The organism is Trinickia fusca (assembly GCF_003628145.1).
Lineage (GTDB): Bacteria > Pseudomonadota > Gammaproteobacteria > Burkholderiales > Burkholderiaceae > Trinickia > Trinickia fusca.
The window spans coordinates 47726-72921 of the sequence record NZ_RBZV01000004.1; the positions used below are offsets into that span (position 1 = coordinate 47726).

Genomic DNA, 25196 nt, shown 5'->3' on the forward strand with positions numbered 1-25196 from the left:
GCTGTGTGGCTCAATCGCTGCGCGCCGAAAGCACGCTCAAGACGCGCAGTTTGTCGTCATCGGTCATCGTCTTCCATGCCTTGATCTCGTCGCGCGTGCGCAGGCAGCCTTCGCAGTAGCCGGTCTCGCGATCGAGCCGGCACACGCCGCAACACGGTGAGCCGATGGGCCGCAACTCGGTCGCCAAAGCGACGGCACGCGCTCGCGCGGCGCACAGCGCTTCCAAGCTGTCATCGATCATCGTGCGTTCTCCTTGTCACATGCCGCGCGCAACGCCGCATCGAGTTTGTCCCATGCGAGCTCATCGGCAGGCAATCCAAACCGCAAGCCCGGCACGACGTCGAAGCGACGCACCCACACGCCGTGACGCGCAAGCGCGTCCTGTCTGCGCTCCGCATCGGCATCGCATACCCACGCAAAGAACGGCGTATGACGCACGCTCAATCCATGTTGCGTGAGCCTACTTGCGAGCCTTGCGCTGGCCTCGGCCAGATAGGTGCGCGTTTCGCGTTGCCAGCCCCCGTCCAGCAGCGCCGCGCGCACGGCCGCACGCGCGGGGCCGGCGACCGTCCACGGACCACGTGCGTGGCGCATCGCTCGATCGACCGACGCACTCGCCAACACAAACCCCGCACGCGCACCGGCCATGCCGAAGAACTTGCCGATCGAGCGCAGCACGATGAGACCTTCGACGTCGACCTGCGAGGCCACGCTAAAACCCGGCACCGCTTCGACGAACGCTTCGTCGACGATCAACGTGCCCCCACGCGCGGCCAATTGCCGATGCCAGCCCAGCAATACTTCCGGCTCGAACAGTTCCGTGCCGGGATTGTTGGGATTCACGATGACGAGGTGCTTGAGGTGTGTCGGGAGCGCACGCCTCGGCTCGAGCACGAAGTCCGCTTGCGCGCCGCTATCGGCAAGCACCTCGGTCACGAAACGTTCGACACGAAACCCCGCTTGCGCGAAGGCCGGCGCGTATTCGCCGTAGGTCAGCAAGCCGACACCGATCGGCCCGGCCGGCAGTATCGCAGGCAACATGCGGATGGCCGCCTGTGTGCCGGCCACCGCCAGTGCGCGCGAGGCACCATAGTGTTGCGCGGCGATGTCTTCGAGGCCGTCGTCGTCGTCGGGCAGACGCAACCATGCCTGTGGGTCGATGGCCGGTACCGGATAACCGCGCGGGTTGATACCCGTCGACAAATCGATCCAGTGCTCGCGCGCGATGCCATAGCGGCGCACGGCATAGCCGAGATTGCCGCCGTGCGGCACTAGAGGAGGATGAGCGGTGTCCAACATGATCTCTTGTTCAACTCAAATGAAAGCGGATGCAGCCGCCGCGACTGCAAGCACGGCCAGCCAGACGGCGAGCGAGCGCTTCACGAGCGTCAGCGCACGGCCCACGTCGCGCGCAAGCGGGGGCGCGCCAGCGCCAAGCATTGGCCGTGCCTCGTCGACGCCGTGATAGCGAGCCGCGCCGCCGCAGGCAACGTTGAGGCTCCCGGCGCCACTCGCCATCACGGGCCCAGCGTTCGGGCTGTCCCATGCTGGCGCCTGCATACGCCAGCAACGCAACGCCGTGCGCGCATCGCCGCACAAGGCGTAAGTGAGTGCTGTCAAACGCGCGGGCACGTAATTGGCAACGTCGTCGAGCCGCGCCGCAGCCCAGCCGAAATAGCGCAGACGCGGCGTGCGATAGCCCCACATCGCGTCGAGCGTGTTTGCGAGACGAAACGCGAGCGCACCGGGCCCGCCCGCGACGACGAACCAGAACAGCGCGCCGAAGACCGCGTCGTTGCCGTTCTCGAGCGCCGATTCGATCGCTGCGCGCGCGACGGCTGCTTCGTCGGCATCGGACAGATCGCGCGTGACCACGCGTGATGTCAGCATGCGTGCGTCGGCGAGGTCGCCTTTGATGAGCGCCGCCTCGACGGGCGCGATGTGATCGGCAAGACTGCGTGCGCCAAGGGCAAACCACAACAACAGCGCGTGCAGTGCCCAGGCCAGCGCAACAGGCAGCACATGCACGGCGATTGCCGACAGCGCAACGGGCGGCGCCACGGCGACGAGCCAAGCGAGGACCCCACGCACGCGTGTCGCAACCGATGACGCACGCCGGGCAGGCACGCCGTTCTCATCGTCATCGGGATCGGCATGGCCCGCATCGTGATCGGGATTCATCGTCGCCTCTAGACGCTTTGCCACGCGCCCGAAGCCGACCAGCGGATGCGCGCGACGCGGCTCGCCCCACAACCTGTCGAGCGCCACACCCGCAAACGCGAGCGCGCAGACGGCCGCGATCGAAAGCGTTCCGATCATCGCTTGGCCTCCTGCTCATGCGCGACGATGACATAATGCGGCCCATTCGCGCGGGCTATGTGCCCGCTTCCGTGCGCGCGCCGTGCCGCACTCGCCACACCACCAGGAATGCTTCGATGTCCCGCGCATTGATGATTCAAGGAACGAGCTCCGACTCGGGAAAAAGCACGCTCGTGGGCGCGCTGTGCAAGCTTGCGGTGCGTGCCGGCAAACGCGTGGCGCCGTTCAAGCCGCAGAACATGTCGCTCAACAGCGCGGTCACCGTCGACGGTGGCGAAATCGGTCGCGCGCAGGCCTGGCAAGCGCTCGCTGCAGGGCTCGCCCCCGAGATCGACATGAACCCGGTGCTGCTCAAACCGAACAGCGACATCGGCGCACAAGTCATCGTGCACGGCCGCGCGCGCGGCAATCTCGATGCCCGCGCCTATCACGCGTACAAGCCCGTGGCGATGCAAGCCGTGCTCGAATCGTTCGAACGGTTGCGCGCCAAGAGCGACCTCGTGGTCGTCGAAGGTGCCGGCAGCCCCGCCGAGGTCAACCTGCGCGAGGGCGACATCGCGAACATGGGTTTCGCCGAAGCCGCCGACTGTCCCGTCGTGCTCGTGGCCGACATCGATCGCGGCGGCGTGTTCGCACAGATCGTCGGCACGCTCGCGTGCTTGAGCGAGGCCGAGCGCACGCGCGTGAAAGGCATCGTCATCAACAAGTTCCGCGGCGACGTCGCATTGCTCAAGCCCGGCATCGACTGGGTCGAGGCACGCACGGGCAAGCCCGTGTTCGGTGTGGTGCCGTTCGTACCCGGCCTGTGGCTCGATGCCGAGGACATGCTGCCCGCCGCGCGCCGCACGCAAGCCCAGCGCGAAGATGCCATTCGCGTCGTCGTGCCTGCGTTGCCGCGCATCAGCAACCACACCGACTTCGACGCCTTGCGCGCCCACCCGCAAGTCGACTTCCGCTACGTGCGGGCCGGCGAGCCGCTGCCCGCCGCCGATCTCGTTGTGCTGCCCGGCAGCAAGAGCGTGCAGCGCGACCTCGCCTGGCTGCGAGAACAGGGTTGGGAACCCTACCTTTATCGCCACCTTCGCTACGGCGGCAAGGTGATCGGTATTTGCGGCGGCATGCAGATGCTGGGCCGCGAATTGCTGGACCCGCACGGCATCGAGAGCGGCGTCGAACGCGCGCGCGCGCTCGGTTTGCTTGACTTCACGACGACGCTCGAAGCCGAGAAGCAGCTCGTCACGACGCAAGGCACGCTTGCGTTCGACGATGCGCCGGTACGTGGCTACGAAATCCACATGGGGGCGACGCACGGCCCGGCCCTCGCACGGCCAGCCATGTGGCTGCGTGCTAGAGACGGCACCCTGCGCGCCGAAGGGGCGTTGTCCGACGACGGCCAGATCCTCGCGACTTACCTGCATGGCCTCTTCGATGCGCCCGATGCATGCCAGGCGCTGCTGAGCTGGGCCGGGCTGCGTGAGGCCGAGCGCATCGACCACGACGCGCGCCGGCTCGCCTCGATCGAACGGCTTGCCGACGAGGTCGCTGCGAGTGTCGATATGGATGCGCTGTGGCGTGTCGTCGGATAAACGGAGCAGCGACGCGATGATACGAGGCGGCGCACAGCCGGGCCTTGCCATTACGAGCCTACGAGGCCAGCGGCGATGTTGACGCACAGGCCCAGCACCGCGGCATTGAAGAAGAACGACAGGATCGATTGCACGAGCGCCGTGCGGCGCGCCTCACGCGAACAGAGCGAGACGTCGGACGTCTGCGAGGCCACCGCGATCGTGAACGAGAAGTAGAGGAAGTCCCAGTAGTCTAGCGGCTCGTCCTGATCGGGGAACTTGAGCGACGTCTTATCGCCGGACTGGTGATAGTAGCGCGCATATTGCAGCGTGAAGATAGTCGGAATCAGCAGCCATGCGCCGATCATCGTGGCGGCCGTCAGCCCATAGTTGATGCTTGCCGCGCGCGGGCCCAGCCCCTTTGCAGTGGCGAGCTCGACGATGATTGCCGCGATGCTCGCGACGGCGGCGCCGGTGATGAGGGTGAGCACCGTCGTCGCGCCTTCGTCTTCGCGCTCCGCCACGCGTTGCACTTCGTCGGGGCTGGCCGTCACCATCCTGAACCAGATCATGACCAGAAACAGCCACATGCCGGCGTCCCAGCCCAGCAGTGCGCGTTGAATGGGCCGCAGGTGCCACGGCTCGAGCAGGTAGACGAGGATGCCGAAGATCACGCCGATGAAGATGCGCGGGCGGTTGCTCAGGAAACGACGCATTGTTCTCTATCTTTCTGGTTGCGGGGATGGGAATGTACCGCGGTATCGCGACTTTACAAACGCTTCGCCGCCACCATACCCGACACGCGCACGAAGTTGCCCGCGCCCAGGTGGTGAATCGTATGAAGCGATGCGTTCGAATCGTCGAATTTCCAGTGTCCGCGGTCGAACACGCGGCTATCGGCGGCAGCCGCCACGACTTCGCCGAAGCAGGTGTCGTACGCCTCTTCGGTATGCGGCTCGCTGATCAGCTTGCATTCCAGCCATGCCGCGCAGCCAGTCTCGATGAGCGGCAGTCCCAGCACCGGGCCTGTTGTCGGCGTGATGCCGTACTTGGCGTATTTGTCGACGTCGCGCCCGCTCTCCGAGCCAACGGCATAGGTGATGTCCATCAACGCCGAACCCGGCACGCAGATGCCGAACGTGCCGCTCTCCATCATGAGTTCGCGCGTGAACGTCTTCTTGTCGATGACCACCGCGATGCGCGGCGGTGTGAACTCGACCGGCATCGACCATGCCGCCGCCATCACGTTGCGTCGGCCGTCACTCGCGCTCGTCACGAGCACCGTCGGTCCATGATTGACGAGTCGGCTCGCGTGTTCGAGTGCTACGGGTTGAAAGTACGCCATATGAACTTCCTTCGGTAATTCGGTAAAGATGGCGGCCATCGTACCTGATCGGGTACGCCCTCGATGCGAGCGAGCCACTTCGTCTGCGCCTCACGTTGCGTCGTCGCGCTGCACGCGTGCACGCCGATCTAGCGCATGAACGTATCGGCCCCGCGCGACAAACAGGCTGCGCGACGCCTGATTATGGTAAATAATTTAACGAGCTTTCATGCTCGAGACAGCCTTCGCTAGGGTGCCACCAGAAGCGCAGGCTCAACATGCATTCCAAACAGGGGGGGGGCTTTGGAAAAACTCACCGAGAAGTCGATGCGCGACCTAACCCTCAGAAAAAATTCGACCGCCGATAATAGTGAGGCACCCGCCAGCAAATATTCTTTGCCTGAACGGACCGCACTTATAACAGAGCGCCTACATCTACGCAGAGCCCAAAGAGGCGACGCCAAGACTCTGTTCTCCAACTACACTAGCGATGTGGACTGTTCCCACTTTTTGCAGCGGAAACCGCACTCAACGGTGTCTCAAACAGACAGCATGCTGCAGAAGTTTTGTGACGAGGCGTGGAATGTCTCCGGGACACCATTTTCCTGGGTGATAGCAAAACGCGAAACAGATGAGCCAATTGGCTTATTTTTGGCGTTTCCCGATGGACACAAGACGGATTTTCATTACGGGATCGGAAAGCGTTTTTGGGGACAAGGTTTGGCATCCGAAGCTGGAAAAGCCACTTTAGAAGCATTGTGGAAGTCACCTAATACGCAACGTATTTGGACCTTTTGCGATCCGGAAAATATTGGATCCAAACGAGTCCTCGAAAAGTTGGGGTTGACGCACGAGGGAATTCTAAGGAAATGGGCAGTTCTCCCGGCTTTTGGTCCGGAGGCGCGGGATTGCCATGTTTTCGGGGCCACGCGGGTCAAAGAATAAAGGGTATCGGTATTCGGTGGTTGATACCGGCGGTCTCTGCTGCATAGCAAAAGTTTGGCATGCTAACCGTGCGCTGCTCGGCGGGCTCATTTCGACCCACAAGCGTCACTCGACCCCAGCGACACTTCAATGGCAGTTAACTGTGTGAAGCCGCCGTTTGAGTGCATCTCTGTGCGCACAGGCGAACGGCTGCAACTGGCCGCGTGGCAACGCGCCTCTTGCGCCGCGTGCTGCATCGCCGCAAGGTAACTTCACACAGGTTGGCGCGCCGGTCGAAGACATGCAAAAAAAGGCCTGCGCGTGCAGGCCGTAGTATAGGCGGGGCGGAGAATGCCGCGGAACGACGTCCAGACCAACAAACCCTGACCCCTTTTTTCTGTCGCCGGCGCCATCGGGTGCCGACTGTATGCATAGAATAGCCATTTTCCACATCTCGGGCAACTGATGCGCACCGACCGCCGGATTAGCACCGTGCAGGCATTGTCCTCGCGCCAGCGTTTCTTTTGCGACTGCTGGTTCAACCTCGTGCACGAAGCATCGTTGGACGCCTTCCGCGTCCGTGCGATGAACCCGCTAAATGTCACGCGCGAACTGCTTCGCATGTTCGACGTCGAGCACGCGAAGGAACCCGACATCGGCCGGATCGCGCTGGAAGCGTGCGAGGTTCTTGCGACCACTTCCATTCTCACAGACTCGGCCTTTCAGCCGGTCGCGTCTCAGCTTCTTGCGCTGCTCAGGGAAGCGGCCAACAGCAAGCCTGTGAAAACCGCGTCAGAGGACGGGGGGAAGAGCACAGACGCGGCGAAGCTTGCCGGAACGCAGTTAATGAAGAACCGTTTCCTGGTCGATGCCTTCGGCCGAGAACTAGCTCATGCGCTTGAGTTGCATTTCGTGCCGAGGAGCATCGCATGGCTGACCACTGAGTTGGCGATTCCAGACAACGGGGCGACGTTCGACGCACAGGGGTCGCAATTCAGGGAGGTCGAAAACGTGCTGTCAGCCCTGTTGAGCACGCTCGTTAACCAAGGGTGGAGTTTCCCCTCACTGTTCAAACTATACCGTGAGATGCTGCTGCCTGCCGCCGCAGGAACGCCAGGCAGGCCGTATGCGTTTGCCGATGCACTGCGCGATGTGTTCAAGCGGTTGACCGGCGACCCGAAGCCCTATCGCATCACGTTCCAGATCAATGGCGTAAGCAAGCCGACAAGTTTTCCGCCAAACGTCGGCGCAATCGCGTTCACCACGGCTCCGCCCCCAATCGGCGCCGCGTCGAGCGGCTATGTGCAGCGGTATGCTCGCGCGTTTGGCGGGAGGCTCTTTGCGACGATGACCGTCGAAGCACAGGATGGCCGCATTGCCGGTTCGATTGCCAGCGATCACATCGCCGGCGTGCTGGATGTCGTCCGTTACGACTATGAACGCAAGAACGTCCAACTCGCAGACACGTTCCTCGTGGAAAAGCCAGGCAAGCATATTCTGCTGCCATTGCCTGGCAGCGTGCCCAATCCTGACTCGTCGCTCAGCGCGGCACAACTTGAGGTGTTCATGCGGCGGCTCCAGGAACTGGTGGCCAGCGGAACGCTTGCGACCGAGACGAAGGATAGGATTTACTCGGCGTTCCGGCTCTACCGGACTGGGGCAGACTCCTCAAATTTTGAGAACAAACTCGTCAACTGGTGGACGGCTGTCGAATATCTGGTCAAAGGCAGCGGAAGTGGGAGTGACGGCATCGGCAACGGCGTCGAGCAATCGCTCGCGCCGACTGTGACGCTTTCCTACCTGCCCAAGCACCTCGTGGCCTTGCGCGATATTCTCGTCAACGAACTGAAACTCACGCTTGTGGATGCCAAGGGCAAGCCCATTGAAATCAAGGCCATGGGGCTCGCCGACTTCTACACGCTGCTGCAGGACCAGGTACACCGCGATGCGATCGAACATGCGTGCGCGGATTCACCATTTGTGCGACTTCATCTTCGTCGGCTGTTTGAGGCGTTCACCAACAAAGGTACCCTGCTGAAAACCCTGTCGAACCACGAGCGCCGGATGCGATGGCACGTGCAGCGGATCTATCGGGCGCGGTGTGACATCGTGCATAGCGGACAACGCATGGTCGACGCGACGCTGCTGTGTGCGAACCTCGAGTTCTATCTGAAAACCGTGCTGGCAACGTTTCTGGAGGCATTGCACCGGCATCCTACGCTCAGCAGCGCACGAGAATTCTTCGACAGGCAGGAACACGCGCTCAAACTGGTACGCAGCGAACTCGAAAATAACCAGAACACGCTGCTGGTATCAATGCTGGCAAACCGCGACGCGGCGAATGCGGCCACCGCGTAGCTGACCTAATCACAAGAAAAATGCCACGAAGATGGACGAGCAACCTTCGACCGAAGCGGTCCCTTTGCCCATCGACTATCGGATGGAAAACCTGTGGATTCAGATGATGGCCCAGGGATGAGCGTACTGTTGATGTGAAAAATGGCGGCTTGACAGTGATGCAACCTCGAAGACGTTCGCCATTGAGTGCGAGTGTGCAACGGGTGATCGAATCTCCAGTGCAGTCGGCTTTTTCGACTCAACGCTCGAAGGTCCGTTGGCAAATGCAGAGCAGCCGCTCGAGCGTCCCTCAGAGCACGCCAGCGAGTGTCGCAAACCGGCCGTTTTGCGTCACCTCGGTAACCACTTGCCCCCGCTTTCGCTGCGCCGCACAACGAAAAATAAACCGTGGAATACGAATACGCAAAATAAATATCGAACTCAAGCGCATTCGAGTGACGACGTTCGTATCTACGCGGGTGCCTGATCGGCATGAAGGCCAGTTCCAACACGTACTATCGGGCGCGCAAGTGCACCGTCGACCCATGATTGACGAGTCGGCTCGCATGTTCGAGCGCCACGGGTTGAAAGTACGCCATTTCGGCTTCCTTCGGTAATTCCATAAAGATCGCCACCATCATGCCTGATCGACTGCGTCCTCGATGCAAGCGAGCAGCTTCGTCAGCGCATCGCGTTGCGTCGTCGCGCTGCGCTCGAGCACGCCGATCTCGCGCACGAACGTATCAGTCCCGAGCGACAACGTGGCGACGTTACGCGGCATGTTCAACGCTTGCGAGAGCGGCACCAGCGCGACACCAGCACCCTTGCCGACCAATCCGACTATGCCCTGCAACTCGTCGAGCTCGATGGCATCGTGCACCGTGACGCGCATTTTGCGCAAGAAGCGATCGACGAGACCGCCGCCGAACGAATGGCGGTCGTAACGAATGAACGGCTCGCTCGACAACAGCTCCCGCCAAGGACGATTGCGCAACGCACGCGGCACGAGCAATCCGTAGGGCTCGGTCGTCAGCGTGTGCCACTTCAACTCGGGCGGCAACGCGAACGGAGGCCTGATGATAACGGCACAGTCGAACTCGCCGGCATCCACCTTGGCCAACAGGTCCAGGGAGACGCCGGGGACGAGACGTATTTGCCACCCCGGCGAATCGCGGCGAAACCGCGCGATCGCATCGATAAGAAATGACGTCTGCGCCGTGGCGATCGCCCCCACGCGCAGCAGCCCCGAACGCTGCGTCTCACCACCTTGCTGCTGAAGCCGCTCGTACACCGACAACAACTCCTCGGCGACGTCCGCCGTCCGGCGCCCCGCTTCGTTGAGCGTCGCGGCCCTCCCCGTCCGATCGAACAGCGGAAACCCGAGTTCCTCCTCGAGACGATGGATCTGTGCACTGACCGCGGACTGCGTCAAACCGACGTTAGCGCCCGCGCTCGCGAATGTGCCGAAACGCACCACTGCCAGAAATGTCCTGAGCTCTCGCAACATGGCCTATGAGCATTGATCAAAAATTTTGCTACCAAGGACAAAAATATATCGCTATTCATCGATTTCCGTCGAGCATAGACTTGGCTCAGTGGGACCTGCGTACGCTCGCCCCTCCTTCGCATTCCATTCCGCAAGAGTTCGAACGATGACCGATACCCCCACCCACCTCCCGCCTTTCCATCTCGCATTCCCCGTTCACGACATTGCTGCCGCGCGCGCGTTTTATGGTGACTTGCTCGGCTGCCCGGAAGGGCGCAGCACGGACGACTGGGTCGACTTCAACTTTTACGGCCATCAAATCGTCGCGCATCTGGCACCCGACGAAGCCGGACATCACAGCACCAGCGCCGTCGATGGCGACGCCGTACCTGTGCGTCACTTTGGCGTGGTGCTGTCGATGGATCAGTGGCAGGGTCTAGCGGACCGGCTCAGTGCAGCCGGCGTGAAGTTCGTCATCGAGCCGCACGTCCGGTTCAAGGGAGAGGTTGGCGAGCAGGCGACGATGTTCTTCCTCGATCCGTCGGGCAACGCGATCGAGATAAAGGCGTTTGCCGACATGGCCTCGTTGTTCGCCAAATGAAGCGTAGCGAGGGCCGCGCCCGTACCTGAACGGTAGCGAACGGCGCGGCCCGATCAGCCCAATCAGTCCAATCGGAACTCAGACCTGAACGAGGCCCTGAATCGGCACCTCGGGATTAACGTCGGCCTCATAGTCGACACCCTCGATCTCGAACCCGAACAGACGCAGGAAGTCGGACTTGTACCCCGCGAAATCCGTAGTCTCGTAGAGGTTGTCGTTGTCGACCTGACTCCACAACTGCTTCACGCGCGCTTGCACGTCGGGATCGAGTTCCTTGTAATCCGCCCGCAAACGGCCTTCCTCATCGATATGAGGCGAACCGCCGTAGAGACTGTCCTGGTAGAGCCCATACACCTGCTCGATGCAGCCCTCGTGCGTGCCCTTCTCCTTCATGACCTTGAAGAGCAGCGACAGGTACAGCGGCATCATCGGAATGGCGGAGCTGGCCTGCGTGACGAGCGCCTTGAGCACCGACACGCGCGCGTCGCCCCCCTTGGCCGCCAACTTCTCGCGAATCGAACGCACCCGCAGATCGAGATCCTTCTTGGCTGCGCCGATCGACCCGTTCCAGTAGATGTCACGCGTCATCGCCTCGCCGAGATACGTGAACGCCGTGGTCTTCGCCCCCTCGGCGAGCACGCCGGCGTCGAGCAGCGCGTCGATCCACATCTGCCAGTCCTCGCCGCCCATCACGGCCACCGTGTTGTCGATTTCGCTTTGCGTAGCGGGTTCGAGCACGGTCTCCTTGATGACTTCCTTGTCGGTATCGATGCTGCGCACGTCGATGGCCTTGCCGATCGGTTTCAGCGTCGACGCGAACACCTGCCCCGTTACCGGATGCGTGCGTCGCGGTGCCGCGAGACTGTAGATTACGAGGTCGACCTGCCCCAGATCGCGCTTGATGACGTCGATCGTCTGTTGCTTGACTTCGTTCGAGAATGCATCGCCGTTGATGCTCCTCGCGTACCGACCTTTCGCCGTCGCGAATTTTTCGAAGGCCGCCGTGTTGTACCAGCCAGCCGTGCCCGGCTTGTCGCTCGTGCCGGCTCGCTCGAAGAAGACGCCGAGCGTATCGGCACCGGCACCGAAAGCGGCCGTGATGCGCGCGGCTAAGCCATAGCCCGTCGATGCGCCGATCACGAGTACTTTCTTCGGACCACTGACGATCGGGTCATGGGCAGTCACGTATTCGATCTGCTTCTTGACGTTGGCCTCGCAGCCTGCCGGATGAGTCGTCAGGCAAATGAAGCCACGCACGCGCGGTTTGATGATCATGGATTCCCCTGGTTCGAAGTTGGCGAACCGATTGCCGGCCCCAAAAACCACGCATTGTATAGAAGGTTGCTCGAACGCTATACCGCGAACCGCACGCCTCTCGGCCCATGCCCGGTCCACCGCTTGAACGCACGCCGGAAGTTGTGAGAGTCGCTGAACCCGACCTCGTAAGCGACCTCCTCGATGGATAGCCTCGGATTGCTCAGCAACGCAGTCGCCCGACGTTGGCGCACGCCGTCGAGCAGCGCCTGAAACGACACGCCGCTGCGCGCCAATCTCCTTCGCAGCGTGCGCTCGCTCATGCACAACTGAGCGGCGACGGCCTCGAGCGTCGGCGCCCGGCGCAAATCCCGCCGCACGATGCGCTCGACCGACTCGATCAGCTCGGAATCCTCGTCCTCCTGCGCCCGCAGTTCGTCGAAGAAGCTCAAGACTTGACGGTGGCTCAATGGGTCGTAGGTCGGAATGGGCCGCTTGGCCCAGGCCAGGTCGCAAGAGAATACGTTGTCCTTCTGCCCGAAACGCAACGGGCAGTCGAACGTGCGCTCGTATTGGGCGACATAAGCGGGACACGCATAGCTGAAATCGATGCTCGACGGCCTGAACTCGCCGCCCGCCAACGTGCGCGCAATCGTCATGAAGCTGCCGAACGCCTCTTCCACGAGAAAGACTTCGATGTCGGGTTCGTGAAAGCGATTCGCGGCGACGACCGACATGGTTGCTCCCTCTTCCACGCAGTCGAACTCGAGCATGGCACCCGCATGGTTTTGCAGGCTCATGCCGAGACGCACCGCGTCGCCGAACGTCGGGCTCGTCATCAACGCATAGCCGACGAGGCCGATGGAGCTGATCGTCTCCTGGTTGGCGACTTCGAGCCCGATGCCTCGCCCCGGTGCCAGCGTCACGGCGCGGCGAATCATTTCGCTGGCCTGCCGAAACGAGAGGCGGCAATCGGGGTCGGCCAGGTCCGCCACCTCGAACCCGAGGCCCAGACACAATCGTTCGGGATCGATGCCGAATCCGGGACTCACGTCGGCCAGACATCGCAGCATATAGGCTTGCAAGTTCGCCATCGTATAGCGCGTGCCGTTCTGCATGATCGCCCCTTCGATGTTCCGTCGAACGTCGAGTGTAGGAGGACGATGCCGGGTGCGTCGCTTGGTGAAAACGACAGTCGACCGACGCTTGATGCGCCGGCCACCGCACGCCTGGCAGGCAAGCTAGAAGTAATGTCTGAGCCCGACCATCACGCCGGTTTGCGTGACGCTCGTCGACGGAGACAGACCGTTAATGCCAACCAGCTGCGCGCCGACGAACCCGCCGTGATAGATCGAACGATCGGCTTCGGCATACAGCATGTCGCGCTTGGACAGGCTATAGCCGGCGACGACCTGAAACTGCCGGGCCGTGCCGTCGAAATCGGGCGTGTATCCGGTCTGTCTGGTCCACCAGCCGTTGACGGCAACCGTGAACGCCTGGCTCACGCGATACGTGATGCCGGCCAGCACCATGCGCCGCTTCTCGAAGCCGCCAGGCACCGTCGGGTCGACGACCTGCGCCGGCGAGATGATGCCGAGCCCGGCAAGATCGGTCGCCGAGAACGGGCCGTTGTCGAACGACGTGAAGTCGTTGTCGCGCGAGTTGCCGATGAACCCGGCATTGAACGTGAGCTTGCCGATGCTGACCGATCCGCCTGCCGTATAGATGTCGAACTTGGCGTTGTTGAACATGTCGCGCGTTCGCAAGAAGCCCACGTCGAGCTTGTAGCGGCCATCGGTCGGCAGCCACGCGAATGCCAAGCCGGCCTGGCTGCCCGCTCCGCCTCCACCGGCCTGTCCGCCCGGCGCGTACTGCGCGAGAATCGCAAGCGGGCCGATCTGCGCGTCGTATTGCACCATGTTGCTCGTCCGCGAGCCGCCCAGCAGCGTCTGCTCAGGCTTGAACAGATTGACGTAGGGATCCTGATCGCCGGTCCACATATTGGACCCATAGGCGAGCGTCACACCTTCGAAGGCAACGTTGTATTGGCGGCCCAGCGTGAGCTCGCCGAATCGGGGCGATAGCAGGCCGACGTACGAGACCTCGAAGAAGTTGACCGACCCTTGCGGCACGACGGTCCCACTGCTCGGATCGAAATGGCTCTCGATGTCGAACACCGCCTGATTGCCTGCGCCGAGATCCTCCTGCCCTTTGATGCCCCAGTAGCTTTCGGCGAGGCCACCACCGTCGGTCATAGAGACACGGTTGCCGGTCGAGACCGGCGTGCCGTCCGAACCATACGAGACACCTCGGGTTTCATAGCGCACGCCGACGTCGATCACGCCATACAGCGTCACGCTGCTCTGCGCGAGCGCCACGCCGACGCCACACAGCATCAGGCCCGCACCGGCTGCCGCCTTGCGCATCACCCGCCATTGCCTGTCACGCCCCATTGCGTACCCCTCGAGGTTCGGCTTCGTCGGCTCGTTGCGACCATGACGGCATGGTCGCCATGCGATCGATGACAACTTACGGAGCCAAATTCCGGCATACCAAGGCAAAAGCGGCCATTTCGGAGTGCGTCGCGGCCATGTCGGTGCGATTGCGCATAACGGAACGTTCCGCGCGGCATGCGGCATCGTGTTGCCGACAGTCGCATGGGGTGGCCGAAAAAGACCCTCAGAACGGCCAACTTCCACCTTGGAGCGCGCCAGCGCCCCCGATAGCCTTGGCGAGCAAAACGGCGATCGAACTGCGACTCGGCCTCACTTCCCCGGAAGCCCTGACATGAGCGAAATGGCCTTACCCGTGCGCGTTGCCACAAAGTCACGCGACTACGCCTACTACCGCGAGGTGCTGAAGGGGCAGCATCTGCCTGCCGCATTCGTCGACCTCGACAGCCTCGACACGAACCTGGCCACCCTCGGCACACGCGCCGGCGGCGCGCCCGTGCGGCTCGCCACGAAGTCGATTCGTTCGCTGCCCGTGATGCGGCACATCTTCGAAGCAGCGCCATTCATGCGTGGTCTGCTGTGCTATAGCGCGGCAGAAGCCGCCTGGCTCGCCGGCGAAGGCTTCGACGACATCGTCGTTGCCTACCCGTCGGTCGAGCCCGTCGACCTGCGTGCCGTCGCCGCCCAGTTGCGAGCCGGCCGCTCGATCACGCTGATGGTCGATTGCGCCGCGCACGTCGACGCGATCGATGCCGTCGCGCGTGCCGAGCGCGTCGTGTTTCCACTGGCGATCGACGTCGACATGTCGGTTGCATTCCCGGGCCTGCACTTCGGCGTCTATCGCTCGCCGATTGCCGATGCCACCGCTGCGCTCGCGCTGGCGCACCACATCGCCAGCCGAGCCGGCGTCCGGCTCGACGGCGTCATGGGCTACGAAGGACAAATCGCCGGATTGATGGACCGCATACCGGGCGCGCGTCTGCGCAGCGCGGTCATCCGCTACCTGAAGCGTCGCTCGATCCCACAAGTCGCACAGCGGCGGCGCCGCGTCGTCGACGCGCTGGCAGCGGCCGGCTTCCCTCTACGCTTCGTGAATGGCGGCGGGACCGGCAGTTTCGAGTCGACGCGCATTGATGCCTCGATTACCGAACTGGCAGCCGGCTCAGGGCTCTATGCGCCGACGCTGTTCGATCACTACGACGCGTTTCGCGTGATGCCCGCGGCCGGCTTCGCACTACCCGTCACGCGTATGCCGCGGCCCGGCATCGTGACCTGCTCGGGTGGTGGCTACATCGCGTCGGGCCCGCCCGACCCAAGCCGCTTGCCGCAACCGTGGCTGCCGCGCGGCTGCGCCCTGCTCGCCAACGAGGCTGCAGGCGAAGTGCAGACACCCGTCCGTCATCCGCCTTCGGTGAAGTTCGAGATCGGCGCGCCGATGCTGTTCCGCCACGCGAAGGCCGGCGAGCTATGCGAGCGATTCAATACGTTGCTGCTGATCGCCGACGGCGCCGTTGTCGACCGCGTGCCGACTTATCGCGGCGCCGGCAAGAGTTTCTTTTGACCGCCGAAGAAAGGAGGCCTACACCATGTGGCGCAACTGGTCCGGGTACGTGAGTTGTCCGCACGCGACGGTATCCCATCCCGACTCGCGCGACGCGCTGGCAGCACTACTGGCCAACGCCGCGCAGACCGGCACGTCCGTACGCGTAGCCGGCGCGGGTCACTCGTTCACGCCGCTCGTGCAAACCGACGGCACGATCGTGTCGCTCGATCGCCTGCAAGGCCTCATCGACGTCGATACGACGCGGCGCATCGCGCGCGTGCATGCTGGCACCCGATTGTCGACGTTCGGCGCGATGCTGGCCCGATACGGCTTGGCGATGGAAAACCTCGGCGATATCGACGTGCAATCGGTCGCCGGCGCGACCAGCACCGGCACGCATGGCACGGGCATCACGCTCGGCAACCTGGCCACGCAAATCGCGAGCTTCACGATCATGGACGCCGACGGCAACGAGATCGTCGCCGATACGCGGCAGCACGCCGATCTCTTCAGAGGTGGCCGCATCGGCCTTGGAGCGCTCGGGATCGTGACCGCGCTCGCGCTCAACGTCGTGCCGTCGTTCCGGCTCAAGCTGCAACGCGGCAAGATGGGGCTGGACGAATGTCTCGCTCAGGCCGCGGCGCTCGTACAACGTCATCGCTCGTTCGAGTTCTACTGGTTGCCCCATACCGATGCCGTCCTCACCAAGGCATGGGACATCACTGACGAGCCACCGACACGCGGAAGCTGGAAACGCCGCGTCACGGACGATCTGCTCGAGAACACCGCGTTCGGCTTGCTGTGCGGCATCGGCCGGCGCTTGCCGTCGACCTGTCCGTCGCTGAGCCGCCTGTGCGCGTCGTTGCTCGGGCACGATGAGCACGTCGATGCGAGCCATCGCATGCTGTCGACGGCGCGCCGCGTACGCTTCAACGAAATGGAGTGGTCGGTGCCGGCCGAACAGGGCGAGCAAGCGCTACGCGAAATCGGCGCGCTGATTGCAAAAAAGACGTTTCCGTTGATGTTCCCGATCGAGTACCGTTGGGTGCGCGGCGACGACATCTGGCTAAGCCCCGACTATGGACGCGACAGCGTGCGCATCTCCGTCCACCAGTACCGTGGCATGCCGTTCGAGCAATACTTCGACGCCGTACAAGCCATCTGCCTGCGCTACGAGGGCCGGCCGCATTGGGGCAAGGTTCATTCGCTGCGCGGTAGCGACTTTGCCAAGCTCTATCCACGTTGGGACGATTTTCTGGCGCTGCGTCGGCGCATGGATCCGCATGGCAGGTTCCTCACGCCGTATCTGCGCGCGCTGTTCGGCTTGGAGCACGAGCGCGGCCCACGGCGTGATGCATTGGTCGATGCCGCCTCTTCTTCTACACCGTGAGATGACGTGACATGACGCATACGCATACGACGCATTCGCCCGCCGAGATCACGGACGCCACATTACGGCCCGAACTGACCGGCTACGCCACCGCGCGGCTCGCACTCGCTTATGCGATCGCCATCAACGGAACGATCCTCATGCCGTTTCTGGTGACCGCCATCATGACGCGGCTTCATGTCGACGAAGGGATGGCGACGCAGATAGCCGGTGTCGAGATCCTTGGCGTCGCGCTCGCTTGTGCGGTATTGCCGCGCTGGATTGCGCGTGGCGCACACGCCTTCGCCGTCGCCGGCGCCGTCGGCACGATCGTGGGACAGGTGGCCAGCGACCTCGCGCCCAGCATCGCGCTCATGAGCGCGGCGCGCGCCGTCAGCGGCGTGTTCGAGGGCATGCTGTTCGTCGTGGTTGCGTCTAGCGTCGCGCACCGCGCCTGTGCGGACAGCATCTGGGGGAAGATCAACGTGCTCGCGGGCGGCATCAATGGCAGTGTGCTCGTCGCGGTGTCGCTGCTGCCGCCGATCTGGTTCGGCCGATGGCTGTTCGCGTTGCTCGCCGGTATCGTGGCGATCCTGGCGCCCTTCGTCGTGCGCATCGATCGCTTTGCCGAAACGAGTCGTCTATCGCTCGCCGGCACGCCGGCCAGACTGCCGAAGCGGCTCGTCGTCGCGCTCTGGATCGTGACCGTGCTGATCTACGGCGCGCAGGCGTCGCAATGGGCCGTGGCCGGTATCGTCGGCGAGCGGGCAGGCTTGTCGCAGACGACCATCGGCATTTTGCTTTCGGTCTCGTCTCTGCTTGGCTTCGCGGGTGCGATCGTGCCGATGCAACGCGCGTGTCACCCGTATCGGCTCACCATCATCGGGCTCGCGCAGCTCGTCATGATCGTCTGCATCACGGTGTTCTTCGCATCGACGGGCGCCACGTCGTACTTCGTCAGCCAGCTCGTGCTGAACTGCGCGTTCTTTGCGATCGTTCCATTCCTCACGGGCTTGCTGTCGGAGATCGATCCGGACGGCTCGCTCGTCGCGCGAACGGTCGTCGTGACGTTCTTGGGCGTGGGCACGGGTACCGCGTTGGCCGGCCCGTTGTTCGATCGCTACGGCAGCCGGCATTGCGCCTACATGATGGGAGGGGCGATTGTGGCTGCGTTTCCGCTTGTTTGGATTTCGCTCAAGGGCTCCGCTCAACATCTCCAACTGTCTGCCAAGTCGAGGCTTGGCTAAAGCCCTTCGGTCGCGGTACGGCAGTTATTTCGTCTGCATCCGATCCGCCGCTGCCATGAGCGCAAACCCACCCATGCCGAGCATCATCAGCCATGCCCATGTCTGGTCCCATTGGAAATGCCAGTCGGACCGCGGAGTAGCCAGCCTGAAGCACAGAAATTCCCAGACGCAGTAGACGATCAGAAACGACGACAGGGAAATGAGCAGCAACGCGGCCTCCCGTGTAGCCCCCGCCCACTTTCCCATCAGTGCCGCACCAGCCAGCATGATGACCAGTGCGAACGCAATGAAGAGGCCGTTGTTTTCTCCTCCCGTAGCATTCCGATCGCTGCCCCCCACGAACATCGAAGTCAGAACAACGAACATCACGAAGGCAGCAGCCCAGTAGAGGCTCATGCCGGCCACGTACCTGACGGCCTCCCATGGGGTTCGGTTGACTCCCGCGCGCTTTTGCACGACCTGTCGCGCAGATATCGCCGCCATGACGCACGGGATGGCTGCCATGGCAATTCCCAGCAATTGCCATGACCAAGTGGAGTGGGACGTCATCGCTGCAAGCAATGCGTTGGCGACGGTCGATACGTACAGGCCAGACCTTGCCCAACGATAGCCGCGCATGAGCCCGAGTGCGATCGTTACGTTGGCGGCAGCCCCGATACCGAGCCAGATCCATTGAACGTTTACGGGGAGCGAAGAGCCAAGCAGGAGGGGGGCGGTAGCGAAACGCCCTGCGACATGCATGCGGTAGAACAACAGGAATACCGTTGTCGAAGACAACAGCTGAAAGTATGCGGTGATGGTCGGCAATGCGGGTCGTTGCATGGTGAGGACGCCAAGCGCTGGTTCGAATGACTGACGAGGGCTCCGGGTGCGGCATCATCGGCCTGGCCTCGAACTGCCCTCGTGGGCGCGCATGTTACCAGTCGCGTCAGCCATTGAAGCGCCTTGAGCCACACAAGCTCGGAGGCTCGGCGTCAATGCGCCGGCCCATCACCTGTCAGGAAGGCAGAGCCAGATACGGCGGCCGTCCTCGGTGCGAATTTGTCATCGAACGCAAAGGCAATATTCGTCGGGAAGGCGACCAGGCTCCGCTTTCCTATCAATGCCCCATAGAAATCCCCCGTTACGCGTCACGCATATTTTATCGACCACCGAAATGAAACCCACTCCTCATATCCGATATGGCTAATATCAATTTCCTAAAAATCAAAATATCGACGACACTCAATTTTCAACGCCCACCCAACAACCCGATTCAATAAAAAATTGCCCACACCTGCAAATTTGACCCTTCGCGATTTTCATTCTTTTTTGTTAGTCATTTTTTCCGCAACATCAACACCCAATAACGCACGCACACGTCTGTCTTACTACGACGCGCCGTAGTGCGTGCACGCACAGGCAGAGCAAGCATTTCGAGGCAAGCGGCTTTTATCGGTCGACACTACTATTCTTCATATTTGCCTATACGCTGCGCATTTGCTAGGTTATGGAGAATTCACGCCAGAACAAAAAATTGCCGCAGCCCATTATCCGGCAGGAGGCATCCATGCCCACAAAACCCAGCGAAAAGACAATAACGATCGAAAGGATTTGTCTCGCCTTATCAGATGACGATTCGCATTCGATCATCGATTCGTCACATCGAATGCGTAACCTGATCGATGCGGAACAGCTATATTCCTCCGCTGTCGATCGATATTCCATTCTTTGCAACGAAATTCACCCCGTAAGCGCCGATTCGTCGCGCAACACAGCCTTTTACCGGGCTCAGTGCGGCTGAACGTCTCCGCACCGATTTAGCCGTTCTGCTTACTGCTACGTAGTGCCGTACCCGCCGCCAAGCTGGCGGCTGCTTGCGCTCGGCCTTTCGCTGCTGTCGCCATGGCGCGCCGCAAGCAACGCACCCCATTCAAGGACAACTCGACTGACTCCGTTCGGAGGGTGGCATCCGTGAACAAACCGAAAATCGATGAGCTCCAGACGCTCACCGCGCCCCAGCTGGAAATGTGGTTTGCTCAGCAGCTCGAACCGCAGAACCCACTCTTTGACAGCCGCGCTTATGTTGATATTCGAGGCTCCATCGATTCACACGTGTTTGAGCAGGCGCTGCACCGCTTCATCATGGATGCGCAGGCGTTGCATTTCCATTTCGTCGAAACATCCAAGGGCCCCATGCAACTGCTCGGCGAGCCCGCCCTGCCTGAGCTGCGCTTCGTGGACGTATCGGGCGAAGCCGATCCTTTCATAACTTGCTGGGATGCGATGCAGGCCGAGGCCAGCAAGCTCTACGACCTGCTCAACGGGCCGCTTTTCAGTCACATGCTGTTCAAGCTCGGCGACGAGCGTTACGTGTGGTATCAGCGCTATCACCACATCGTCATGGACGGCGCGAGCGTGTCGATCGCGATCGACCGGGTCGCACAGATTTATACGGCGCTGATGTGCAAACAGCCGGTTCCGGCCGCGAACTTCGGGTCGATCGAGCCGATGCTGCAAGGCGATCCGGCCTACCGGCAGTCGCAGCGCTACGCAAACGATCGTCTCTATTGGCACGATTACGTCGCTACGCTGCCGGCTGCTGAAACGGTATCGGGTGCACCAGCCGATTCGAGCGGCTTCTTCAGGCGGACCTCCGCATCGCTTCCCGTTGCTTTAGGCGACAAGCTCGCAGCGCTCGAAGCACAGCTCGGCCACAAGTGGCCGCAGGTGCTCACCGCCATCGTGGCGGCTTATCTGTTCCGCGTGAGCAACGGCCGGATAACGGTGTTCGACTTTCCGGTCGCGGCCCGCACGAAGGAGACGCGCGCCCTGCCCGGGACGTTCGCGAACATCCTGCCGTTGCGGCTGCCCATGACCGGGGAGCACACGCTTGCCGAGCTCACGCAGCTTGCGAACGCAGAGATCTTCAAGCACTTGAAGCATCAGCAGTTTCGCGTGAAGGAAATCAAGCAGATGTGGGGCATCGCCGCTGGACCGATCTTCGGCCCCCGCATCAATATCATTCCGTTCGAGAACGGATGGACCTTCGACGGCGGCGCATCGAGCATTCACTCGCTCGCCAACGGCCTCGTCAACGACTTCGCCGTGACCGTGAACGGCATCCCCGGCCACCCTGCTTGCACCTTGTTCGTCGACGGCAACGCAAAGCTGTACGACGAAGCGAGTGTGGAGGCGCATAAGCGGCGCCTGTTGCATTTCATCGAGGCTGCGCTCGCCGACCCTTGGCTGCCGATCGGTCAGATCGATCTGCTCGATGCCGAGGAGCGTCGATTGCTGATCGAGACTTGGAACGCTACCGATGCGCCTTATCCCGAGCATCTGTGCATCCATGAACTCGTCGAGGCGCAGGCGCAGCGCACGCCCAAGGCGATCGCGCTGATCTCGGGGGACGTGCGGCTCTCGTATGCCGAGCTTAATGCTCAGGCCAATCGCCTCGCTCGCCATCTGCTCGCGCTCGGCATCACCCCCGATACGCGTGTGGCCGTCTGCCTCGAACGCAGTCCCGCGATGGTCGTCGCCTTGCTGGCCATCTTGAAGGCCGGTGGCGCCTATGTGCCGCTCGATCCCGCCTATCCGAGCACACGCCTGGCGCACATCCTCGTCGACGCCGCCCCTGCGGTCATCTTCGTCGATCCGGCCGGACGCCATGCTCTGGGCGAGCTACTGAGCCCGCTCGACGAAGCCCCGCCCACGACCTTCACGCTCATCGACCTCGATGCCCACGCGAGCGTCTGGGCCGCACAGCCTGCCAGCAACATCGGGCCGCACACGTTGCGCCTTACTTCGCAGCACTTGGCTTACGTCATCTACACCTCCGGCTCCACCGGCACCCCCAAGGGCGTCATGGTCGAGCACCGCCAGCTCGCCAATCTCGTGACCTGGCACATCACGCGCTTTCACTTGCGTCCCGGGTGCCAGGTGCCTTCCGCAGCGGGCCTGGCCTTCGACGCCTGCACCTGGGAAATCTGGCCCGCGCTGACCAGCGGGGCGACCTTGCTGCTCGCTCCCGCTCAATGCGCACTCGACTCCGCTGCCTTGCTGCAGTGGTGGCGCGGCCAGTCGATGGAGACGGCGTTCCTCGTCACCCCGCTGGCCTTGCTTGCGATGGAGGCTGGACTACCCGATGGGCTACAGCACCTGCTCATCGGCGGCGATCGCGTCACGAACTTACCCGCGGGCCTCCCGCCCTCCGTGCAGATCGTCAACAACTACGGCCCCACGGAGACGACCGTCGTCGCAACCTCAGGGGTGATCACCCCAGGCGAGGCCGTGCATTCCATCGGCAAGCCGATTGCGAACACGCGCCTCTACCTGCTTGACGAGCATCGCGCGCCGGTGCCCATTGGCGCGGTTGGCGAACTTTATATTGGCGGGGCGGGCGTCGCTCGCGGCTATCTGAACCGTCCCGAACTCACCGCCCAGCGCTTCTTGCCCGATCCCTTCGCACGCGCAGCGGGCTCGGGCTCGGGCTCGGGCGATGCCGACGCCGATGCCGATGCCGATGCCCGCATGTACCGCACGGGCGACCTCGCTCGCTACCTGCCCGACGGCAATCTCCTGTTCCTCGGCCGCAACGACGACCAGGTGAAGATCCGCGGCTTTCGCATCGAGCTGGGCGAGATCGAAGCGCAACTCGCCGCGCATGAAGCCGTGCGCGAAGCAGTCCTCGTCGCACGCTACGACGCGGGCGGCCAGGCGCGTCTGCTCGCTTACGTCGCCATGCGGGAAGACGCACGCACGAGCGCATCCGATGCCGACCTCGCCCAGCACCTGCGCGCCCATCTTGCCGACCGCCTGCCCGAGTACATGCTGCCGGCCGCCTTCGTCGTGCTCGACGCCATGCCGCTGACGGCCAACGGCAAGCTCGATCGCCGCGCACTACCCGAACCCGACGATCAGGCCTTCGCCCAAGCACACACCCACTACGAAGCACCGCAAGGCGAAATCGAAACGGCCCTCGCTAGCCTCTGGTGCGAGCTACTGACCCTGGACCGCGTCGGCCGACACGACAACTTCTTCTCCCTCGGTGGACACTCGCTGCTTGCCGTTCAGTTGATCGAGCGTCTGCGGCGCATGGGCCTCGCCCTCGCCATCCGCGATCTGTTCGAGCATCCGGGCCTCGCGGCGCTCGCACGCACACTCGTCAAATCCGCCGACGTCGTCATCCCGGCCAACCGGATCGAACACGATACAACCGCGCTCACGCCCGCGTTGTTGCCGCTCATCGATCTCTCGCAAGCGGATATCGACTGCATCGTGGCGCGTGTCCCTGAAGGTGTAGCCAATATTCAGGACATCTATGCGCTCTCGCCGCTGCAGGACGGCATCCTCTTTCACCATGCGATCAGTACCGAAGGCGACCCGTACTTGCTCAGTGCGCACCTGGCATTTCGCGATCGCGTAGCCCTCGATCGCTACCTTGAAGCGGTGCAGCGCGTCATCGAGAGACACGACATCCTTCGCACGGCCGTCGTCTGGGAAGATGTCGGCACGCCCGCGCAGGTCGTGTGGCGACGCGCCCGCCTACAGGTGACCGAGCTGGCACTCGATGAACTCATCTCCCCGGTCACCCGGCAATTGCATGGCCGCTTCGATCCACAGCGCTACAGAATGGATCTGACGCAGGCCCCGCTGCTGCACTTTGCCATCGCCCCAGCGCCCGACGGCCGCTGGCACGCCTTGATGTTGCTGCATCACCTCGTCGGGGATCACACGACGCTCGAGATCCTTCACGAGGAAGTTCAGGCGATCGAGAATGGACAGGAACACGTGCTGCCCAAACCGCAGCCGTATCGCAACCTCGTCGCTCAGGCTCGCCTGGGGATGCCCGCTCAGGCACATGAGACGTTCTTTCGATCGATGCTCGAGGACATCGACGCACCCACGTTGCCATACGGCCTCACCCCTGATCATCGCGGCGCAGCGCAAGTGCATGAGGCGCAGCGCAGGCTACCGCTTACCTTGCATGCCCGGCTGCTCGCGCACGCGCGCCATGCCGGCGTCAGTCTGGCCACGCTGTGCCATCTCGCCTGGGCACTCGTCCTCGCCCGCACGAGCGGTCAGAGGCGCGTCGTGTTCGGCACCGTGCTGTTCGGGCGCATGGAGGCCGGCGCCGGTGCCGACCGCGCGATGGGTCTTTACATCAATACGCTGCCGTTGCGGATCGACGTCGATGCTATAGACGTGCGGGCAGCTGTACGCGAAACGCAAATGCGGCTGGCGGCCCTGCTCGCGCATGAGCATGCTTCTCTCGTGCTGGCCCAACGCTGTAGCGGGGTGGGCACCAATGATCCGCTCTTCAGCGCGCTGCTGAACTACCGTCATAACGCACCGGTCTCTCAAGCCGAGAACGGGCCGCAGCTGTTCGGCGTCGAACTGCTGGCCGCACACGAGCGCACCAACTATCCGCTGACGCTCTCCGTCGAAGACTATGGCGATGCACTTGCGCTGACCGCTCAGGTCGTCGAGCCGATCGATCCGCACCGGATATGCGCGTATATGCAATGCGCGCTCGAGCAACTGGCCGATGCGTTCGAGCGCACGGGAACGGAGACGGGCGCTGAGCCGGTCACACTCGAGCACCTGCTGGTCGTGCCCGAAGACGAACGAGCGTTGCTGCTCGCAACATGGAATGCGACCGATGCGCCCTATCCCGAACATGCGTGTCTGCATCAACTCGTCGAGGCGCAGGTCGAGCGCACGCCCGATGGCACCGCGGTGATCTCGGGCGATGAGCGCCTGTCCTATGCGGAGCTCAATGCCCGCGCCAAT

General features: G+C 62.7%; 18 protein-coding genes. 8 read left to right on the top strand and 10 right to left on the bottom strand.

Features of this window, described 5'->3' with window-relative positions:
* Positions 1 to 10: 10 nt before the first annotated feature.
* The 3 genes from D7S89_RS12290 to D7S89_RS12300 are packed head-to-tail and all read right to left on the bottom strand — an operon-like array spanning position 11 to position 2319.
* Positions 11 to 241, bottom strand: coding sequence for a DUF1289 domain-containing protein (locus tag D7S89_RS12290; protein WP_121277982.1), 231 nt, complete (start codon positions 239 to 241; stop codon positions 11 to 13).
* Positions 238 to 1299 (bottom strand): threonine-phosphate decarboxylase CobD, encoded by a 1062-nt coding sequence (gene cobD / locus D7S89_RS12295; protein ID WP_121277983.1) that lies wholly within the window; start codon positions 1297 to 1299, stop codon positions 238 to 240. Before cobD ends, D7S89_RS12290 begins: the two co-directional genes overlap by 4 nt.
* A 15-nt stretch (positions 1300 to 1314) precedes the next feature.
* Positions 1315 to 2319 carry a CobD/CbiB family cobalamin biosynthesis protein gene (locus tag D7S89_RS12300; RefSeq protein WP_425470789.1) on the bottom strand — a complete coding sequence of 335 codons (1005 nt, stop codon included), beginning with the start codon at positions 2317 to 2319 and terminating at the stop codon, positions 1315 to 1317.
* A 116-nt stretch (positions 2320 to 2435) separates the two neighbouring features.
* Here D7S89_RS12300 and D7S89_RS12305 point away from each other — a divergent pair, with 116 nt between their 5' ends.
* Positions 2436 to 3905, top strand: a complete 1470-nt coding sequence (locus D7S89_RS12305) for a cobyric acid synthase (protein WP_121278300.1) — start codon at positions 2436 to 2438, stop codon at positions 3903 to 3905.
* A 50-nt stretch (positions 3906 to 3955) separates the two neighbouring features.
* Here D7S89_RS12305 and D7S89_RS12310 read toward each other — a convergent pair whose 3' ends face one another.
* Both D7S89_RS12310 and D7S89_RS12315 read right to left on the bottom strand, forming a co-directional pair.
* Positions 3956 to 4600 (bottom strand): DUF1345 domain-containing protein, encoded by a 645-nt coding sequence (locus D7S89_RS12310; RefSeq protein ID WP_121277984.1) that lies wholly within the window; start codon positions 4598 to 4600, stop codon positions 3956 to 3958.
* A gap of 53 nt (positions 4601 to 4653) precedes the next feature.
* On the bottom strand, positions 4654 to 5229 hold the full coding sequence (locus D7S89_RS12315; protein WP_121278301.1) for a flavin reductase family protein: 576 nt from the start codon (positions 5227 to 5229) through the stop codon (positions 4654 to 4656).
* Positions 5230 to 5511: 282 nt separating this feature from the next.
* Between D7S89_RS12315 and D7S89_RS12320 the strand changes: the two genes are divergently transcribed.
* Both D7S89_RS12320 and D7S89_RS12325 read left to right on the top strand, forming a co-directional pair.
* Positions 5512 to 6153, top strand: coding sequence for a GNAT family N-acetyltransferase (locus tag D7S89_RS12320; RefSeq protein ID WP_121277985.1), 642 nt, complete (start codon positions 5512 to 5514; stop codon positions 6151 to 6153).
* 444 nt (positions 6154 to 6597) lie between these two features.
* Positions 6598 to 8490, top strand: a complete 1893-nt coding sequence (locus D7S89_RS12325; RefSeq protein ID WP_121277986.1) for a hypothetical protein — start codon at positions 6598 to 6600, stop codon at positions 8488 to 8490.
* Positions 8491 to 9106: 616 nt separating this feature from the next.
* On the opposite strand, the gene D7S89_RS12330 is transcribed toward D7S89_RS12325, so the two are convergent.
* Complete coding sequence (locus D7S89_RS12330) at positions 9107 to 9976, bottom strand: LysR family transcriptional regulator (RefSeq protein ID WP_121277987.1); 870 nt, start codon at positions 9974 to 9976, stop codon at positions 9107 to 9109.
* Between the two features lie 145 nt (positions 9977 to 10121).
* Here D7S89_RS12330 and D7S89_RS12335 point away from each other — a divergent pair, with 145 nt between their 5' ends.
* Complete coding sequence (locus tag D7S89_RS12335; RefSeq protein WP_121277988.1) at positions 10122 to 10556, top strand: VOC family protein; 435 nt, start codon at positions 10122 to 10124, stop codon at positions 10554 to 10556.
* 78 nt (positions 10557 to 10634) lie between these two features.
* Here the strand turns inward: D7S89_RS12335 and fabV are convergent, their stop codons facing one another.
* The 3 genes from fabV to D7S89_RS12350 all read right to left on the bottom strand — a co-directional run bounded on the left by fabV (position 10635) and on the right by D7S89_RS12350 (position 14263).
* A complete protein-coding gene (gene fabV, locus D7S89_RS12340; protein WP_121277989.1) occupies positions 10635 to 11831 on the bottom strand; it encodes an enoyl-ACP reductase FabV in 1197 nt (398 codons plus the stop codon).
* Between the two features lie 77 nt (positions 11832 to 11908).
* A complete protein-coding gene (locus tag D7S89_RS12345) occupies positions 11909 to 12928 on the bottom strand; it encodes an AraC family transcriptional regulator (RefSeq protein ID WP_121277990.1) in 1020 nt (339 codons plus the stop codon).
* A gap of 123 nt (positions 12929 to 13051) precedes the next feature.
* Positions 13052 to 14263, bottom strand: a complete 1212-nt coding sequence (locus D7S89_RS12350) for a porin (RefSeq protein WP_245982845.1) — start codon at positions 14261 to 14263, stop codon at positions 13052 to 13054.
* Between the two features lie 334 nt (positions 14264 to 14597).
* Here D7S89_RS12350 and D7S89_RS12355 point away from each other — a divergent pair, with 334 nt between their 5' ends.
* Genes D7S89_RS12355 through D7S89_RS12365 form a run of 3 tightly spaced genes read left to right on the top strand, consistent with a single transcriptional unit; the run spans position 14598 to position 18422 of the window.
* Positions 14598 to 15824, top strand: a complete 1227-nt coding sequence (locus D7S89_RS12355; RefSeq protein WP_121277991.1) for an amino acid deaminase/aldolase — start codon at positions 14598 to 14600, stop codon at positions 15822 to 15824.
* Between the two features lie 25 nt (positions 15825 to 15849).
* A complete protein-coding gene (locus tag D7S89_RS12360) occupies positions 15850 to 17196 on the top strand; it encodes a D-arabinono-1,4-lactone oxidase (protein ID WP_121277992.1) in 1347 nt (448 codons plus the stop codon).
* 11 nt (positions 17197 to 17207) lie between these two features.
* Positions 17208 to 18422, top strand: coding sequence for an MFS transporter (locus tag D7S89_RS12365; RefSeq protein WP_183085169.1), 1215 nt, complete (start codon positions 17208 to 17210; stop codon positions 18420 to 18422).
* A gap of 24 nt (positions 18423 to 18446) precedes the next feature.
* On the opposite strand, the gene D7S89_RS12370 is transcribed toward D7S89_RS12365, so the two are convergent.
* On the bottom strand, positions 18447 to 19244 hold the full coding sequence (locus tag D7S89_RS12370) for a hypothetical protein (protein ID WP_121277993.1): 798 nt from the start codon (positions 19242 to 19244) through the stop codon (positions 18447 to 18449).
* Between the two features lie 1131 nt (positions 19245 to 20375).
* On the opposite strand from D7S89_RS12370, the gene D7S89_RS12375 reads away from it, so the two are divergent.
* The coding region (locus D7S89_RS12375; protein ID WP_183085170.1) for a non-ribosomal peptide synthetase at positions 20376 to 25196 on the top strand (4821 nt) is incomplete at its 3' end.